Origin of the sequence: Rhizobium sp. NLR8a, assembly GCF_019685235.1 — a bacterium.
GTDB lineage: Bacteria > Pseudomonadota > Alphaproteobacteria > Rhizobiales > Rhizobiaceae > Rhizobium.
Genome location: NZ_JABDWI010000003.1, coordinates 287,599 through 303,750, shown reverse-complemented (window position 1 = coordinate 303,750; position 16,152 = coordinate 287,599). Strand labels below are relative to the sequence as shown.

18 protein-coding genes are annotated in these 16,152 nt (G+C 61.6%); 10 read left to right on the top strand and 8 right to left on the bottom strand.

Going from position 1 to position 16,152, the window contains the following annotated elements:
- Nucleotides 1-31 precede the first annotated feature (31 nt).
- Nucleotides 32-511, bottom strand: coding sequence for a carboxymuconolactone decarboxylase family protein (locus HJC04_RS07270; RefSeq protein WP_085778718.1), 480 nt, complete (start codon nucleotides 509-511; stop codon nucleotides 32-34).
- A gap of 131 nt (nucleotides 512-642) precedes the next feature.
- On the opposite strand from HJC04_RS07270, the gene HJC04_RS07265 reads away from it, so the two are divergent.
- Both HJC04_RS07265 and HJC04_RS07260 read left to right on the top strand, forming a co-directional pair.
- Nucleotides 643-1,569, top strand: a complete 927-nt coding sequence (locus HJC04_RS07265) for a LysR family transcriptional regulator (RefSeq protein ID WP_221145483.1) — start codon at nucleotides 643-645, stop codon at nucleotides 1,567-1,569.
- Nucleotides 1,570-1,653: 84 nt separating this feature from the next.
- The gene (locus tag HJC04_RS07260; RefSeq protein ID WP_210630692.1) at nucleotides 1,654-2,781 is read left to right on the top strand and encodes an ATP-dependent RecD-like DNA helicase; all 1,128 of its coding nucleotides are present in this window, start codon (nucleotides 1,654-1,656) and stop codon (nucleotides 2,779-2,781) included.
- Nucleotides 2,782-2,834: 53 nt separating this feature from the next.
- Here the strand turns inward: HJC04_RS07260 and HJC04_RS07255 are convergent, their stop codons facing one another.
- Nucleotides 2,835-3,527, bottom strand: coding sequence for a MerR family transcriptional regulator (locus tag HJC04_RS07255; RefSeq protein ID WP_221145482.1), 693 nt, complete (start codon nucleotides 3,525-3,527; stop codon nucleotides 2,835-2,837).
- 431 nt (nucleotides 3,528-3,958) lie between these two features.
- On the opposite strand from HJC04_RS07255, the gene HJC04_RS07250 reads away from it, so the two are divergent.
- On the top strand, nucleotides 3,959-4,711 hold the full coding sequence (locus tag HJC04_RS07250) for a pyridoxine 5'-phosphate synthase (RefSeq protein WP_210630696.1): 753 nt from the start codon (nucleotides 3,959-3,961) through the stop codon (nucleotides 4,709-4,711).
- Between the two features lie 350 nt (nucleotides 4,712-5,061).
- On the opposite strand, the gene HJC04_RS07245 is transcribed toward HJC04_RS07250, so the two are convergent.
- Entirely contained in the window at nucleotides 5,062-5,967 is a 906-nt protein-coding gene (locus HJC04_RS07245; RefSeq protein ID WP_221145481.1) for an SDR family oxidoreductase, read from the bottom strand.
- Between the two features lie 122 nt (nucleotides 5,968-6,089).
- Here HJC04_RS07245 and HJC04_RS07240 point away from each other — a divergent pair, with 122 nt between their 5' ends.
- Nucleotides 6,090-6,506, top strand: coding sequence for a helix-turn-helix domain-containing protein (locus HJC04_RS07240; protein WP_210630699.1), 417 nt, complete (start codon nucleotides 6,090-6,092; stop codon nucleotides 6,504-6,506).
- A gap of 99 nt (nucleotides 6,507-6,605) precedes the next feature.
- Here the strand turns inward: HJC04_RS07240 and HJC04_RS07235 are convergent, their stop codons facing one another.
- From HJC04_RS07235 to HJC04_RS07220, 4 genes are all read right to left on the bottom strand, one after another.
- Nucleotides 6,606-7,820, bottom strand: a complete 1,215-nt coding sequence (locus HJC04_RS07235) for an MFS transporter (protein WP_221145480.1) — start codon at nucleotides 7,818-7,820, stop codon at nucleotides 6,606-6,608.
- 108 nt (nucleotides 7,821-7,928) lie between these two features.
- Nucleotides 7,929-8,552 (bottom strand): TetR/AcrR family transcriptional regulator, encoded by a 624-nt coding sequence (locus HJC04_RS07230; RefSeq protein ID WP_221145479.1) that lies wholly within the window; start codon nucleotides 8,550-8,552, stop codon nucleotides 7,929-7,931.
- A 61-nt stretch (nucleotides 8,553-8,613) separates the two neighbouring features.
- Nucleotides 8,614-9,531, bottom strand: coding sequence for a helix-turn-helix domain-containing GNAT family N-acetyltransferase (locus tag HJC04_RS07225; protein WP_221145478.1), 918 nt, complete (start codon nucleotides 9,529-9,531; stop codon nucleotides 8,614-8,616).
- Nucleotides 9,532-9,769: 238 nt separating this feature from the next.
- Entirely contained in the window at nucleotides 9,770-10,489 is a 720-nt protein-coding gene (locus tag HJC04_RS07220; protein ID WP_221145477.1) for an aspartate/glutamate racemase family protein, read from the bottom strand.
- A gap of 155 nt (nucleotides 10,490-10,644) precedes the next feature.
- Here HJC04_RS07220 and HJC04_RS07215 point away from each other — a divergent pair, with 155 nt between their 5' ends.
- From HJC04_RS07215 to HJC04_RS31645, 5 genes are all read left to right on the top strand, one after another.
- The gene (locus HJC04_RS07215) at nucleotides 10,645-11,109 is read left to right on the top strand and encodes an Lrp/AsnC family transcriptional regulator (protein WP_210630708.1); all 465 of its coding nucleotides are present in this window, start codon (nucleotides 10,645-10,647) and stop codon (nucleotides 11,107-11,109) included.
- A 173-nt stretch (nucleotides 11,110-11,282) separates the two neighbouring features.
- On the top strand, nucleotides 11,283-11,822 hold the full coding sequence (locus HJC04_RS07210; protein WP_210630710.1) for a BA14K family protein: 540 nt from the start codon (nucleotides 11,283-11,285) through the stop codon (nucleotides 11,820-11,822).
- Nucleotides 11,823-12,000: 178 nt separating this feature from the next.
- Nucleotides 12,001-13,266 (top strand): NAD(P)/FAD-dependent oxidoreductase, encoded by a 1,266-nt coding sequence (locus HJC04_RS07205; protein WP_210631593.1) that lies wholly within the window; start codon nucleotides 12,001-12,003, stop codon nucleotides 13,264-13,266.
- Nucleotides 13,194-13,625, top strand: coding sequence for a LysE family translocator (locus HJC04_RS32075; RefSeq protein WP_282615032.1), 432 nt, complete (start codon nucleotides 13,194-13,196; stop codon nucleotides 13,623-13,625). Before HJC04_RS07205 ends, HJC04_RS32075 begins: the two co-directional genes overlap by 73 nt.
- Nucleotides 13,508-13,801, top strand: a complete 294-nt coding sequence (locus HJC04_RS31645; protein ID WP_282615061.1) for a LysE family translocator — start codon at nucleotides 13,508-13,510, stop codon at nucleotides 13,799-13,801. Before HJC04_RS32075 ends, HJC04_RS31645 begins: the two co-directional genes overlap by 118 nt.
- A gap of 112 nt (nucleotides 13,802-13,913) precedes the next feature.
- Here HJC04_RS31645 and HJC04_RS07195 read toward each other — a convergent pair whose 3' ends face one another.
- A complete protein-coding gene (locus tag HJC04_RS07195) occupies nucleotides 13,914-14,960 on the bottom strand; it encodes an NAD(P)-dependent alcohol dehydrogenase (protein WP_221145476.1) in 1,047 nt (348 codons plus the stop codon).
- 202 nt (nucleotides 14,961-15,162) lie between these two features.
- Between HJC04_RS07195 and HJC04_RS07190 the strand changes: the two genes are divergently transcribed.
- Entirely contained in the window at nucleotides 15,163-16,071 is a 909-nt protein-coding gene (locus tag HJC04_RS07190) for an AraC family transcriptional regulator (protein ID WP_210630714.1), read from the top strand.
- The last annotated feature ends 81 nt before the right edge of the window (nucleotides 16,072-16,152 follow it).

Sequence of the window (16,152 nt, the reverse complement as noted above, 5' to 3'; positions counted from 1 at the left end):
TCAAAATTGAATCTTCTATGAATTGCGAGGCTTAGTTCAGGCCTGCCTTATCGAGGCCATAGGCTTTGTCGGCCGTGCCGGGCACGGTCTTGAAGCCGACATTGACGCGGTTCCAGGCATTGATGGCCATGACAACGAAGGTCAGGTCGGAGATTTCCTTTTCGGAAAGCTGGCCGCGAACCCGCTCATAGATCTCGTCGGGCACGCCGCCCTCGGGAAGTTTCGTCAGCGCTTCGGTCCAGGCCAGCGCTGCGCGCTCGCGGGGAATGAACAGGTTCGATTCCCGCCAGATGGCGACGTGATAGATCCGCAGCTCGCTCTCGCCGAGGATTTTGGCCTGCTTCACATGCATGTCGAGGCAGAAGCCGCATCCGTTGATTTGCGAAGCGCGGATCTCGACCAGGGCCTGCAGCTTCTCGTCGATCACGCTGCTGCGGAGCGCCATGCTGAATTCCATGAATTTCTTGAAAAGTTCGGGGGACTGCTGGGCGTAGTTCAATCGCTGGGTCATGTCTTTTTCCTCTAATTAAGGATATTTTGCATCCTTATGGATAAACGATATCCTTAATTTCTGGACTGTAAAGCCATTCTCGCCTAGTCTGGCGGCATAAAGCCTATGCGCAAAAGTATGAGGGGGCTATCATGGATATCGTTTCGGCATTGCGGAGCTTTCAACGCGTCGTGGAGACGGGCTCGTTTTCAGCGGCAGCACACGATCTCGACGTGACCCAGCCAGCGGTCTCGCGGCAGGTTGCCGCACTCGAAGGTCATTTCAACACGCGCCTCCTGCATCGCACGACGAGCGGCCTGTCACTGACGGCGGAAGGGGAACGGATGCTGCCGATGGCGCTCAGGATTCTCGAAGCGGTGGAGGAGCTCGGCGATGCCGCCGGATCGGATGGAGTGGTCGCTTCGGGCAAGGTCCGGCTGAGCGTTCCGGCACCGCTCGGCCTCTATCTCAGCGAGCGGCTGGGCGATCTTCTCGCCGCCCATCCGAAGCTGTTGGTCGAGCTGCTTTTCAGGGAGCAGAGCTCGGATATGATCGAGGAGCGCCTGGATCTCGAAGTGCGCCTTGGCCCGGTCGCCGACAGCAGCCTCGTCTGCCGGCGGATCGGCTGGACGACGGCTTTCCTCGTCGCTTCTCCCGCCTATCTCGCACGCAGGGCGGCGCCGCGCGCCCCGAAGGACATCAAGGACCATGAATGCCTGTGCTACAGCAGGGCAGGCGAGGCCAACATATGGTCCTTCTCGAATGGCTCGGAGGACATATCCGTCAGGATATCGCCGCGGCTGACGGCCTGTAACGCCGTCGCCATTCACAGGGCGGTCCTTGCCGGCGCGGGGCTTGCGGTGCTCTCCCACGTCATCGCCATGCCCGACATTGCCGCCGGGCGGCTGATCCCGGTGATGAAGGATTTTCAGCCGAGCCGGCTGCCGGTTACCGTCGTCTATCCCTCGCGACGCAACATGCCGCTGCGCGTCAAGACTGTTCTGGATTTTCTGATGGATGCGATGGCGCAGGACCCGTCGATGTGCGCAGGCGGCGTGGACCGGGGCTGGGACGGGTGATTTGGCAGGATCTGCCGCCATCGGCCATGCGGTGTCAGTTTCCGCCTTGCCTAATAGCGGCGAATCCTGCCAAGTCGTCCGATCATGCAATTTGCGCCGCAACAAGACGAAGCCCTGAAGGCTGTTTCGAAATGGCTGAACGAAGGGCGCTCGCCGCTCTTTCGCCTGTTCGGCTATGCCGGAACGGGCAAGACGACGCTTGCCCGGCATTTTGCCGAGAATGTCGACGGCGACGTGCTGTTTGCCGCCTTTACGGGCAAGGCCGCGCAGGTGCTGCGTTCGCGCGGCGCCTCCAACGCCAAGACCATTCATTCGCTGATCTATCGCCCGCGTGGCGAGGAGGCGGTGGAGGACGAGGAAACCGGCAAGACTTCGATTGCGCCGATGTTTGCGATCAACCGGCAGAGCCCGGTGGCGAAAGCGGCACTGATCATCGTCGACGAATGCTCGATGGTGGACGAGGCGCTCGGCAAGGACCTGATGAGCTTCGGCACGCCGATCCTGGTGCTTGGCGATCCCGGCCAGCTGCCGCCCGTCAGCGGCGGCGGCTACTTCACCAACCAGGACCCGGATTATCTTCTGACCGATATCCACCGGCAGGCGCGCGACAATCCGATCATCAAGCTCGCCATGCAGGTGCGCGAAGGCAATGAGATCATGTATGGCGACTACGGCACCGCCAAGGTGATTTCGAAGAATGAGGTGACGCAGCAGCTCGTGCTCGATGCCGACCAGGTGCTCGTCGGTACCAACCGCACGCGGCGGCGCTATAATCAGCGGCTGCGCGAATTGAAGGGTTTTTCCGCCGATTATCCGCAGACCGGCGACAAGCTCGTCTGCCTCCGGAACGATCCGGCCAAGGGCCTGCTCAACGGCTCGCTCTGGCAGGTGATGACCTCGTCGAAGGAAACGACGAAGCCCGGCATCAATCTGCTCGTCCGTCCCGAGGACGACGACATGGATCGCGGGGCGGCCAAGATCAAGCTGCTGAAACAAGCCTTCGAGGATGTCGAAGGCGAGATTCCTTGGAACACCCGCAAGCGCTATGACGAGTTCGACTACGGTTATGCCCTGACCGTCCACAAGGCGCAGGGCTCGCAATGGAATGACGTCGTGCTCTTCGATGAGAGCTGGGCTTTTCGCGATACGCGGGAACGCTGGCTCTATACCGCGATCACGCGCGCGGCGGAGACGCTGACGATCGTTCGCTGACAGCGCTCGGCCGGGGGAAGGGGACGGTGGCGAACGTCCGGGCACGACCCGGGCTAAGCTTGCACGATGCCGAGCAGGACCGCCTTGGCGATTGCCTGGAAGCGATTGTTGGCACGGAATTTCAGGATGATGCCGGCTTCGAGATCGCGGGTCTCGTCATGCTTCAGGTCGAGCGCCCGGGCGATGCGCTGGGTGGAATAGCCCTCTGCCATCAGTTCCAGGCAACGCAGTTCCTGCGCGGTCAGGCTGGAACTGTCCTGATTGTCGTTGAGCGGCGGCGTCTCCATGCCGTCGTCGAAATCCAGGAGATCGCCGACCTGTTGGAGCTGGCGGTGCAGCGTCGACATTTCGGCCGTCAGTTCGCGCTTGCGCACCTGCAAGGCCTCGCGAAACATCGCCTCGGCTGTTTCCTGCGAATCGGCCTTGCGAAGCTCGTCCATCAACTCCTGGATAACCGCGATCGGCATGCCTGTCTCGCGGCAGACTGTGATGACGGCCATGCGCATCACGTCGTCCTGGCCATAGACCCGCATCAGGCCGATGCGATTGGCCGAGATCAGTCCCTTTTCTTCGTAGAAATGCAATGTCCTGTGCGTAACGCCGAATGCGTTGGCCATATCGGCGATAGGCACCGGACCTCCCGGTAGATCCGGCGGCAGCGCGGCCGAAGGCAGGAACCGGTATTTCGACCGGGCCTCCGAAACGATACCGGCGGCAGCAAACAGGCGTTTGGAACCGTCTGGCATGAACCCTCCTAGGGCATCTTGTTGCACCTCATGCGGATTTGCCAGTTGCTTCCCGGTCGCGGCGAGTGGGGTTTCCTCTGAGCGTCTTACATGGGGAAAGAAGCAGTACGCGGCCTACGTTTACGCGACACAATGTCCACGTTATGCGTGAACGATCTTTTTTAGAAGTGCTAAAAATAATCTCTTTTAAATGGGATAGCAACGCGACGGCGTGCTTTGCAGGCTTTGCGCGAAGGTTCTGGCAAAACACGCGCCGCACCCGCCGCATCTTCGCAGCGGCGGGAACTGCTATTCCTGGTAGCTCCTCACTGTTGTAATGCCGATCCATCAATGATCGGCGTCGCATTCATCTGCGATTCTCGTTGGCCATCGCCGGACACTTGGCTTAAAAGCGGGGCCACCCGTTTCCGAGACCGATGGATAATCCCGCCATGCCAGCCAAGCTCTCCGTGAACCTCAACGCTATTGCCATGCTGCGCAACCGGCGTGATCTGCCCTGGCCGAGTGTCGAAGTCCTGGGGCGCATAGCCCTTGCATCAGGCGCCAGCGGCCTGACGGTGCATCCGCGCCCCGATCAGCGGCATATCCGTTTTTCCGACCTGCCCGTTATCCGCAACCTGATCGACGATGAATTCCCCAAGGCCGAGTTCAACATCGAGGGATACCCGACTGACGAATTCCTCAATCTCTGCGCCGGCGCTGCACCCGAGCAGGTGACGTTGGTGCCCGACGATCCCTCCCAGGCGACCTCCGATCACGGCTGGGATTTCCGCAAACATCAGGCGTTCCTCACCGATGTCGTCGCCCGGCTGAAGAAGATGGGATGCCGGGTCTCGCTCTTTGCCGACGGCGACGGCGATGCGGAAGCGGTCAAGATCGCCAAGGCGGTCGGCGCCGACCGAATCGAACTCTATACCGGCCCCTATGGCGGCTGCTACGACGCGCCCGAACGGGCGGCTCCCATCCTCGAAGCGCTGGGAAAGACTGCAGACGCGGCGCTGGCGATCGGCCTTGGCGTCAATGCCGGGCACGATCTGACGGTCGCAAACCTGCCTGATCTGGTGAAGCGCATTCCAGCGCTTGCCGAGGTTTCCATTGGCCATGGACTGACTGCCGATGCGCTGGAATATGGCATGGCGGAAACGGTGAGGCGTTTTTGCAGGGCATGCGGGCAGAAGGTTTGAGGAAGGCCGTTGCCTCTGTGTTTTGACCGGAATCGAGTCATGACGTTTCTGGCGGCAGGCGCAGTGGGCGTATTGGGTCGTCAGCGCCCAAGGACTTGGGCGCACTGGATTCCTGCGACAAGCACAGGAATGAGGGAGATCAAAATAAGCGCTGTTGCCAGAATTTCCGGTCGTCATTGAGACAGCAGGTAACGGGAAGCGTTACCTTTCCGCCCCTCATTCCTGTGCTTGTCACAGGAATCGAGCCACGGCGCGTCCGCGCCGTGAATGACTCGTTTGCAGTAACGAGGTTTTCTCATTCAAAACCTGACCGCTCATCCCTGCGACACGCGCAGGGATGAGCGGAATGTTCAATGGGCATCGGCGCCAGCAGCCGTCAACGCAGCCTTATGCGCCACGAAGAAATCCTTCAGCGGCTGCGGCTGTTTACCCGTCAGCTTGATGAAGTCTTCGGTCATGATCTCGAACTTGCCGGCGCGGATGTTGGCGTCGGCGGAGACCAGCATGTCGGCGATGAAGCCGGGGAGGCCGGCGCCGCGGATGCCCTGGCCGAGCTGCTCGTCATTGACGTCGACCACGTCGAGCGGCTTGCCGGCGGCCCCGGAGACGGTGGCGGCGACCTGCCGGTTGGTCAGCAGTTCAGTGCCGGTCAGGGTATAGGTGGCGCTTTCGGAGGTGCCGGAGGCAAGCGCTGCGGCGATCGCCAGGGCGCAGTCGTCGCGTGCAATAGTCGAGATCTTGCCGTCGCCCGTGGCGCTGTACCATTTGCCGCCTTGCAGGTTGTGCGGCATGCCGTGCAGGTAATTGTCGTGATACCAGGCGTTGCGGAAGATCGTATAGGCGATGCCGCTCGCCTTGATAGCGTTTTCGGTGCCGAGGTGGTCGGGTGCGAAGATGACGAGCGAATTGTCCGGGGACGGCATCGAAGTATAGGCAATGTGTTTGACGCCTGCCTTGGCGGCGGCAGCGACGGCAGCCTTGTGCTGGGTGAGGCGCTTGCCGGGGGTATCGAGCGCGTCGGTGCTGATGATCAGCAGCCGGTCGACGCCGGCGAAGGCCTTCTCCAGGCTGGCCGCATCATCGAAATCGGCCTTGCGGGTGGCGACGCCCTTGTTCGCCAGCTCAACGAGCTTTTCCGGGCTGCGCGTTGCCGCGACGATCCTGCCTGGGGCGACCTTGTAGGTGTCGATGAGGTGATGGATGACACGCTGGCCGAGCTGTCCGGCGGCGCCGGTGACCAGGATGGTTTCGCTCATACGTCATTTCCTTCTGCGTTTGATGACAGTCTCAAAAAGAGACTAACACTAGAATAGGAATTGACTTGGCGGTGTAAAGCAGGCAGTTTTTCGGCTCTACGTTACCAAAAGGGAACCAGCAGATGAGCGGCGAGGTCCTCAGTTTGAAGAACAGGATGCCGGAGATGCGGCGCGAGATCGATCTCGCTGGTCTCGATTTTTCCAACTGCCCAGTCAGGGACATGATGCAGCATATCGGCGGCAAATGGTCGACGTTGCTGCTTGAGATATTGGCGGCTCGGCCTTGCCGGTTTGGCGAGTTGCGGCGGATGCTCCCCGATATCTCACAGCGCATGCTGACGCAGACGCTGCGCGACCTGCAGAGGGACGGTTATGTCAATCGCGAAGTCTTCCCCACCAAGCCGCCGAGCGTCGAATATTCGATGACCGATCTCGGCCGTTCGCTCTACCAGCCGCTGTCGCAGCTCTTGAATTGGGCGGAAGCGAACCACGAAGCGGTTCGTGACGCTCGCTTGCGCTTCGATTCTGCAGAGAGCTAAAGCATGTCGCGATCTTTCAGATTCGCTATCATGCTTTAGGTCTTTGTTTTTCCGCATGTCTTAATCGCAAAACCGCTGCACGCTTTTGCGAGACATGCTCTAGGCTTTGTTGCCACGCCCTTCCGTCAGGAACAGCAGGAAGGCCAGCGCAGGGAAGGCGAAGCCGATCCACGACGTCATCGTCCAGCCGCCGGTCGCATAGGCCCAGCCGCCGAGCGCCGAGCCGAGCGCGCCGCCGCCAAAGAAGGTGGCCATGAAGAGGCCGTTCAGTCGGCTGCGATGTTCCGGGTTAAGGCCGTAAATGGCGCGCTGGCCGCAGACGAGATTGGTCGTGACGCCGAAATCGAGCATGATCGCGGCAACGGTGAGAAGGATCAGGGCGGCGAGCGAACCGTCGCTTGCGAAGTGGCTGATCAGGAAGGAGGCCATGCCGAGCAGCATGGCGATCGTCGAGGCGATTCTGGTCATGCCGCGGTCGGCAAGGCGGCCGGCGATTGGCGAGGCGACGGCGCCGGCGGCACCGGCAAGCGCAAAGAGGGCGATGCCGTTCTGCGTCAAGCCAAAAGCCGGGCTCGCGAGCAGCAGCGGCGTCGTCGTCCAGAACAGGCTGAAGGCGCCGAACATGCCGGCCTGGTAAAGGGCGCGGCGCTGCAGCACCCGCGAGGTCAGGGCCAGACGGGCCATGGAGGCCAGCAGTTCGCCATAGCCGAGCCTCGTCTTCGGCACACGGACCGGCAGGTTGGCGCGCAGCACGATGGCGAGCACGAGCATCAACGCTGCCGTGACGTAATAGACCATGTGCCAGGAGGAGGCCTCGGCGACGAAGCTCGCGAAGGGCCGCGCCAACATGATGCCGCAGAGTAGGCCGCTCATGACATTGCCGACGACCTGGCCGCGTGTGGCATCCGGCGCCATGTTCGCGGCAAAGGGTACGAGCACCTGGACGGCGACGGAGGCGAGGCCAATGGAGAGCGAGGCGGTGAGAAACATCGCAGGCGTCGTCGACAGGGCGGCGCCGATCAGTGCCACCGCAGAGACGGCGATCAGCAGCAGCACCAGCCGGCGGTTTTCCGTGAGGTCGCCGAGTGGCACGATCAGCAGCAGGCCGAGGCCGTAGCCGATCTGCGTCAGCGTGACGATCAGGCCGGTTGCGGCAGGGGAGAAGCCGAGATCGGCACTGATCGGGCCGGCAAGCGGCTGGCCGTAATAGAGATTGGCGGCGACCAGCCCGCAGGCGGCGGCGAAAAGGAAGGTGAGCCAGGGGGATAGTGCGCGTGGAATGGCTTTATCCGGCGTGGTGGCTGAAATGCTCATCAGAAACTCCGGTATTCAAAGATCGTGAGAGTTGAATGCAAAAATGCTGTCTTCGGCCACCCGATCCTTGAGCGGATGCCACTATTTCGATCGTCTGGACGTACCCGTTCAGGTCACGAGCTTCATCGCCGCTTCGGCTGCGGCAACCATCTCCTGCCTGCTGCGTCCTGTTTTGCCGATGACGCGCAAGCCCTTGGTAAAGCAGAGAAAGGCGAGGGCGGCGGCATCAGGGTCCACCGTCTGCGGGATGGTGTGGTCGGCCTGGCCGATGCGGATGAGATCGGCCATCAGCTTCTCGTCAGCGGCAAAGGCAGTGGCGACATGGGCGGCCGTTTCATCGTCGAGCAGGGCGAAGTCATTGGCACCGCCGACGACGAGGCAGCCTTTGCGGCCGGCCTCGCCATGGGAGAGCTCCGTATAATACATCACCATCTGGAAGACCTTTTCGCGGCCTGTTTCCGCAGACGCAATCATCGCTTCCAGGCGCCGCCGGCCGAGTTGGCGATAACGGGAAAAAGCGGCGACAAAGATACCGCGCTTGTCCTTGAACGCCTTGTAGATGCTGCCCGAGGCAAGGCCCATCCCCTCGGCCAGATCGCTGATGGAGGTGGCGTGATAGCCGCGTTCGGAAAAGACCCGCAGGGCCGCATCCAGGGCCGCGTCCATATCGAACTCCCGCGGACGGCCACGGCTGCGGGTTTTTTGATCTGATGTGAGGTCGGCGATGATCATGGCCCCTAATTAGGGAACGATCATTTCCAAATCAAGCGGAATTTTCTGCTATGCAGCAAATTCAGAGATCGAGTACCCATGTCTGCCCGTTCGCCTCCGGGCCGAACATCTGATGTCTCTCCTCGGAGACAAGTCGGAAGCCGGCCTTGATGTAGATCGCGCGGGCCGTATCCAGCATGTCGTTCGTCCAGAGCGAAAGCTGGCGATAGCCCTTGTGTCTGGCGAATCGGATGCATTCCTCGACCAGTAGCTTGCCGAGCCCGAGCCCGCGGGCGGATTTGTCGACATAGAGCAGGCGCAGCTTGGCGATGCCGTCGCCGCCATTGGTGACGAGGACCGAGCCGATATTGACGCCGCCGCGCTCGGCGATCCAGCAATATTCCTTCTCGGGATCGAAATTGGCGAGGAATTTGCCGGCGACCTCGGCGATCAGCGCCTCAAAGCGCAGGTCCCAGCCATATTCGTCGGTATAGAAGCGGCTCTGGCTCTCGACGATCCAGCCGATATCGCCGGCGCGATGGGCGCGGATGATCGCCGGCACGGGCTTTGCCGCCGGGTCGAGCAGGACGCGGATCGTGTTCATGGCCGAGACGACAGCCTGCGGCTCGCTGGCTGCAAGCGTGTCGAAACGGGCGGCGATCTGCGCATTGGCGCGCCGGCCGAGTTCTTCGAACTCTTTGCGTCCCCGGTCGGTGACAGTGATGATCTGGCTCCGCAGATCGGCTGGATCGGCGCTGGTATCGATCAGCCCTTCGGCGCGGAAACGCTTGAGGATGCGGCTGAGATAGGCCGGATCGAGATGCAGGTCGCGGGCGAGTGCGGTGGCGCTGACGCCCGCATGCGAGCCGATCTCGAAAAGGATGCGGGCGTCCGTCAGTGTATAGGGCGAGTCGAGATAGGCCTTGTTCAGGAGGCCGAGGAAATTCGTGTAAAAGCGGTTGAAGTCGCGGGCGGTTTCGATGAGGGCGATGTCGGACATGGTGATCTCCAGGGGGAGATCTCGCCAGACTGCTGATAAGGCCCGCTCCTCGCTCGCCGTCATCCTCGGCCTTGTGCCGAGGATCTGCCACCCTATCGACCGGAAGCAGACGCTCGGGACAAGCCCGAGCATGTCGAAAGAAGGGTTGGCCGACTGAGTCAACACACTGACAATAGTCTCCGTATGAAGACTATTGTCATGCATTTAGTTGACTGAGTCAACTACATGTCGACCTGCATCAAGCGGCTTCCTCTTCCACATCTTCCTCTGCGCCAAGGACGAATTCGACCGCAGCCCGTGCATGGATCGCCGTGGTGTCGAAGCCCGGCAGCGGCAGACGGTCGGGATCGAGGATCAGACAAATCTCGGTGCAGCCGAGGATGATACTGTCGGCGCCGTTTTCCACGGCGCGGTCGATGATATCGATGAGCTTCTCGCGCGAGCGGTCATGCACCTTGCCGGCGCACAGTTCGTTGAAGATGATGTCGTGCACAGTGGTGCGGTCGGCGGCGTTGGGCACCATGATGTCGATGGCAAGGTTCTTCATGCGGTCGGCGTAGAAGCCGTGCTCCATCGTGTAGCGGGTGGCAAGCAGCAGCGGGCGCTTGCGGCCGGCCGCATGCAGCGATTTCGCCGTTTCGTCGATGATGTGGATCAGCGGCACGGAAATCCTTGCCGCGACTTCCTCGGCGATCAGGTGCATGGTATTGGTGCAGATGAGGACGCAATTGGCCCCGGCGATCTGCAGGCGCAAGGCCACGTCGGCGAGGCGGCGGGCGGCTCCATCCCAGTTGCCGGCCTTCTGAAGCGCGACGATCTCTTCAAAATTGACCGAATGCATTATGACCTCGGCCGAGGCGAGACCACCCTTGCGGGTGCGCACCATCTCGTTGACCAGCCGGTAATAGACCGCCGAACTTTCGAAACTCATGCCGCCGATCAGGCCGATCGTTTCCATCTCTTCACGCTCCCATGTTTCAACTTTCGAAAATGATGCCGCAATGCCGGCGCGATGTGTTTGCGTTGTTTGTCCTGCGCGTCTAATGTGTGCTATTATTTTGCGCGGTTTGGAGTGATGGCGCAAAATTAAGGCGGAAGGTTCACTTCTCACACATGCTGGATGATCGCGACAGACGTATTCTCGATATGCTGCAGAAGGATGCGGGCATCTCCGTAACCAACCTTGCCGAGCGCGTAGCGCTTTCGGTGTCGGCCTGCTCGCGGCGCATCCAGCGGCTGGAGGAAAGCGGCCATATCGCCCGGCGCATCGTCGTGCTCGACCGCGAAAGGATGGGCGTTCCGACGACGGTCTTCGCGCTGGTGAAGACTGCGCATCATTCCGATGAATGGACGGAAAGCTTCCGCCGGATCATCAGCGACATTCCCGAGATCGTCGAGGCCCACCGGTTGACCGGCAATCACGATTACATCCTGAAGATCGTGCTGCCGCGCGTCGAGCACTACGACGTGATCTACAAGCAGATCGTGCGCAAGCTGGAACTCTTCGACGTCTCGGCGTCGATCTCCATGGAAGAATTGAAACATGGAATGGCGATACCCGTGGGTTACGCCCGGTGAACCGTGCCATGCGGAAAAAATAAGGTCGGAATGCAGGAGGAGCTGATAATCCTCAGTGCCATCGGCAGCGATTAATTTGTCTCGATACCGAACGTTTTTCGTTATATTATGTTCACCTTTGGTTCAGGAGGAGGGGAGGATATTCCTCCTCTTGGAGGAAGAGGAGAACAGTCATGAGAAAGCTGGCAATCGTCACGTTGGCCTTGATCGTGGGTGCCCCCGGCGTCACGCCGGCTCAGGCGTTTCCGGCTATCAACCCACCCAGGATCGAAGCACAGCAGCAAATCGAGCAAGTGCAGTGGCGTGGCCACGGCGGTCATTGGGGTGGCGGTTATCATGGAGGCGGGTATCACGGCCATCATCACCACAATGGATCGGGCTGGGGCTGGGCCTTGGGCGGTCTGGCCGTTGGCACCATCATTGGCGGCGCGTTGGCGCAGCCCTATTACGGCTCGTACTACGGTTCACCCTACGGCTATTACGGTTCGCCTTACCGCTATTATGGCTCGCCCTACGGCTACTACCGCCGGCCTTTCGGGTATTACGGCGGCTATTATGGCCGGCCCTATCGGGCCTATGCGTCGTCTGCCTACTATGGAGGGGGCGGCAGCCACGAGAGCTGGTGCTATGCCCGGTATCGTTCGTACAGAGCGTATGACAATACCTTCCAGCCCTATTCTGGCCCCCGTCGTCAGTGCATTGGTCCCTATTGATCGGCACTGACGCCATCTGCGTTATGAACTGGTTTCAGGCCGCCCAACTTCTTCGGATCCGTCGGGCGGCCTTTTCGGCTGCGATCGGCGCAGGGGAGACATGCCGAAACGGCGGTTGGCAAGCTTTGCGCCGAGGCCCACATTGTCTTTCAGCGAAATGGCGCAAAAGGGGCAGGTCATGGGCGATCATCACGTCGTCGTTGTCGGCGGCGGATTCGGCGGGCTGCAGCTCGTCAACGGGTTGAGAGACGCAGGCGTGAAGATCACGCTCGTCGACCGGCGCAACCACCATCTCTTCCAGCCGCTGCTCTATCAGGTGGCGACGACCATTCTATCCACCTCGGAAATCGCCTGGCCGATTCGCCGCCTCTATGCCGATCGGCCCGACGTGACGGTGCTGCTCGGCGAAGTCACCGATGTCGACAGTGGCGCAAAGACGGTCTCGTTACGCAGCGGCATGACTCTGGGTTACGACACGCTGGTGCTGGCGACCGGGGCGACACATGCCTATTTCGGCCATGACGAATGGGAGCCGGTGGCGCCCGGCCTCAAGACGCTGGAGGACGCGACGACGATCCGCCGGCGGGTGCTGCTCGCCTTCGAGAAGGCGGAGATGGAGGCCGATCCGGCGATACGCGATGCGCTGCTGACCTTCACCATCGTCGGCGCCGGGCCAACCGGGGTCGAGCTTGCCGGCATTATCGCCGAGCTCGCGCATTTCACGCTGCCGGACGAATTCCGCAACATCGATACGCGCAAGACCCGCGTCGTGCTGGTCGAGGCCGGCCCGCGGGTGCTGCCGACCTTCGCCCAGGAGCTTTCGGCTTATGCACAAAAGGCGCTGGAGAAACTCGGGGTCGAGGTCCTCCTCGGCAAGCCGGTGACGGAGTGCGGCGCCGACGGCGTGCAGATCGGGGAGACCTTCATCCCTAGCCGGACGATCGTCTGGGCCGCCGGCGTTACGGCTTCGCCGGCCGCCCGGTGGCTTGACGTGCCGGCCGACCGGGCGGGGCGTGTGGTTGTCGAAAAGGATCTGAGCGCGCCCGGCCTGCCCGATGTCTTCGTCATCGGCGACACGGCCTCCGTGATGCGCGAGGACGGCAAACCGGTGCCGGGTATCGCACCCGCCGCCAAGCAGCAGGGCGCTTATGTCGCCAAGGTCATCCGCGCGCGTCTTTCGGGCAAGCCGGCACCGGCGCCCTTCAAATACTGGCACCAGGGCAGTCTGGCGACGATCGGCAAGAGTGCCGCGATCATCGATTTCGGCCGGATCAAGCTCAAAGGCTGGATTGCCTGGTGGATCTGGGGCCTTGCCCATATCTACTTCCTGATCGGCACCCGCTCGCGCTTCTCCGTCGCCTGGAGCTGGCTGTGGATTTATCTGAGCGGCCAGCACAGCGCCCGGCTGATCACTCAGCGGGAGACGATGCGGGAGGAGGGGTAGGCTGCTTCTTGGGGCAAGTCACAACCGTCCTTGCCGGGGCCATCCAGGTCTCGTTGCTGATCCTGGGCGTTGCCTCGCTGCTTCAAGCCTCGCCGCTTGCTTTCGACATTCTGCGCTGGGCGGGAGCCGCCTATTTGGCCTGGCTGGGCGCCAACCTTATTGCGGAGCAGGCCGACACGGCGCCGGCGCAAGGGCGGCGGCGCGGTCCGTCTCGACTGCGGCAGCGCTTCGCGAGGGCACGATCAACAATCTCACCAATCCGAAGGCGCTCGTCTTTCTCTTTGCCTTCCTTCCGCAATTCGTCAATCCTGAGAGTTCCTGGCCGGTGGCGGTTCAGCTTCTTGTTTTCGGGGCGGTGACGAAACTTTCAAATTTCGTCATCCTCAGTTCCGTCGCATTCGGCGCGAGCACGCTCGGCGGCTGGCTCTCGCGCCGTCCGATGCCGATCGTATGGCAGGAGAGGTTCGCCGGTATCATGATGGTCCTCCTCGGCCTCCGGCTCGCCTTTTCAGGGGATGCCCGAGTTGCCCGATAGCCGTCATCTTCAGCAGACACGAAGACCGCCGCCGAAGTCGAGCTTTCCGACTTCGGCGGCTGCCGGCATGTCACATTGGCGCGGCTGTCGGAGCAGCCGCCTCCCCCTATCTTCAGGCCGCCAGCGAGGCGATGTCGATGACGAAGCGGTAGCGGACGTCGCTCTTCAGGACGCGTTCATAGGCTTCGTTGACCTGGTCGATGTCGATCTTCTCGATCTCGGAGACGATGTTGTGCTTGCCGCAGAAATCCAGCATTTCCTGGGTCTCCTTGATCGAGCCGATCATCGAGCCGGAGATACTCTTGCGGCCGGGGATAATCGAGAAGGCATGCACCGGGATCGGATTCTCCGGCGCCCCGACGACCACGAAGGAGCCGTCCACCTTGAGAAGGCCGAGATAGGCGTTCCAGTCGATCTCGGCGCTGACGGTGCAGATGATCAGATCGAACGTGCCGGCAAGCTTCTTGAAGGTTTCCGGGTCGTTGGTGGCGTAATATTCCTTGGCGCCGAGCTTCAGCCCGTCTTCCTTCTTGGAAAGGCTCTGGGAGAGAACGGTGATATCGGCGCCCATGGCCGAACCCAGTTTTACGCCCATATGGCCGAGGCCGCCCATGCCGACGATCGCGACCTTCTTGCCGGGGCCGGCATTCCAGTGGCGCAGCGGCGAATAGAGGGTGATGCCGGCGCAGAGCAGCGGCGCGGAGGCGTCGAGCGGCAGGTTGTCGGGGATGGACATGACATAGCCCTCCTTGACGACGATCGAGTCGGAGTAACCGCCCTGGGTGCGCGTCTTGCCGTCGGCTTCGAAGTCATTGTAGGTGCCGCTGAGACCCGGCATGTACTGTTCGCGATCGAGGTCGCGCTCGGCGCAGCCGATGCAGGAATCGACGAAGCAGCCGACGCCGACGCGGTCGCCGACCTTGAACTTGGTGACAGCGGAGCCGACGGCCGTGACGATGCCGGCGATCTCATGGCCGGGCACGATCGGATAGACGGCGTTCTTCCATTCGTTGCGGACGGTGTGGATGTCTGAATGGCAGATACCGGCAAACTTGATGTCGATGACGACATCATCTGGTCTGGGGTCGCGGCGCTCGAAGGTGAAAGGAGTCAGCGGCTTGGAAGCGTCGGTGGCGGCGTAGCCTCTTGCAATCGGCATGGGAACCTTCCTTTTCGTTTTGGGAGGGGTTGAATGGGATGGCGGACTATTGCCCGGAACGACGGGAGAGGGGTAGAGCGATCCTCTCAGCTTTTTGCACGATCCTGCAAAAGTGAGGCGCCTATCTGTTTGCGAAACGGCCGTGGCACTCTAGATAGAGACGGTATCGCCGGCTCAGACAGTTGACAGAAAGAGTTGCCGCATGACTTTGCCCTTCAGCCCCTATCAGGAAATCGTCGACATCGCGATGCGCTTTGCGCCCAGCGACGGCGAGTTCTCGACTGCCATCGGCAATCTTCATGTCAGTCGCCGGTCCAAGCCGAGCGATCCCTTGCACAGCAGTTATCGGCCCTGTTTCGCCTTCGTGCTGCAGGGCGCCAAGAGCCTGCAGCTTGGGACGGAGCAGATCAGCTACGGGACCGGCGATTATCTCCTGACCTCGCTCGACCTGCCGGTCGCTTGGCGGGTCACGGAGGCGAGCCCCGAGGTGCCGCATCTCTGTCTTGGGCTGGCAATCGATTCCGAGAAGCTGCTGGAGTTGCTCAGCCGCATCGACGTTCCGCGCCCGGCCGCCCATACCGATGGGCAGCGCGGGATGGTGGTGAACGTCGCGCCGCCGGAGCTGATGGATGCCGCCGTCCGCCTGCTGCGCTTGCTCGATCGTCCAGGTGACATTCCGGCCATGGCGCCGCTGATCGAGCAGGAAATCCTTTACCGGGTGCTGACCGGGCCGCACGGCGCGCGGCTGATCAACATCGCCACGGCAGACAGCCACAGCAACCGGATTGCGCGCGCCGTTGCCTGGCTGAAAGAGAATTTCGCGCGGCCGCTGCGCATCGAAGACCTTGCCGAGCGCGTCAATATGAGCGTGTCGTCCTTCCATCACCATTTCAAGTCGGTGACGGCGATGACGCCCGTCCAGTATCAGAAGCAGCTTCGTCTGCACGAGGCGCGCCGGCTGATGCTCGTCGAGCGGCTCGACGCGGGCACGGCTGGCCACCGCGTCGGTTATCAGAGCCCGTCGCAATTCAGCCGCGAATATAGCCGCCTCTATGGCGCGTCGCCGGCCCGCGATGTCGACGGCGTGCGCGAGATCATCGCGGCGGAATAGCGCTGAGGGGCGTCGGCGCGGCTGCCGGCCAGCCATTAAAGGATGTTTGACCTTTCCCGGCTAGGCTGGCGCCATCAAACA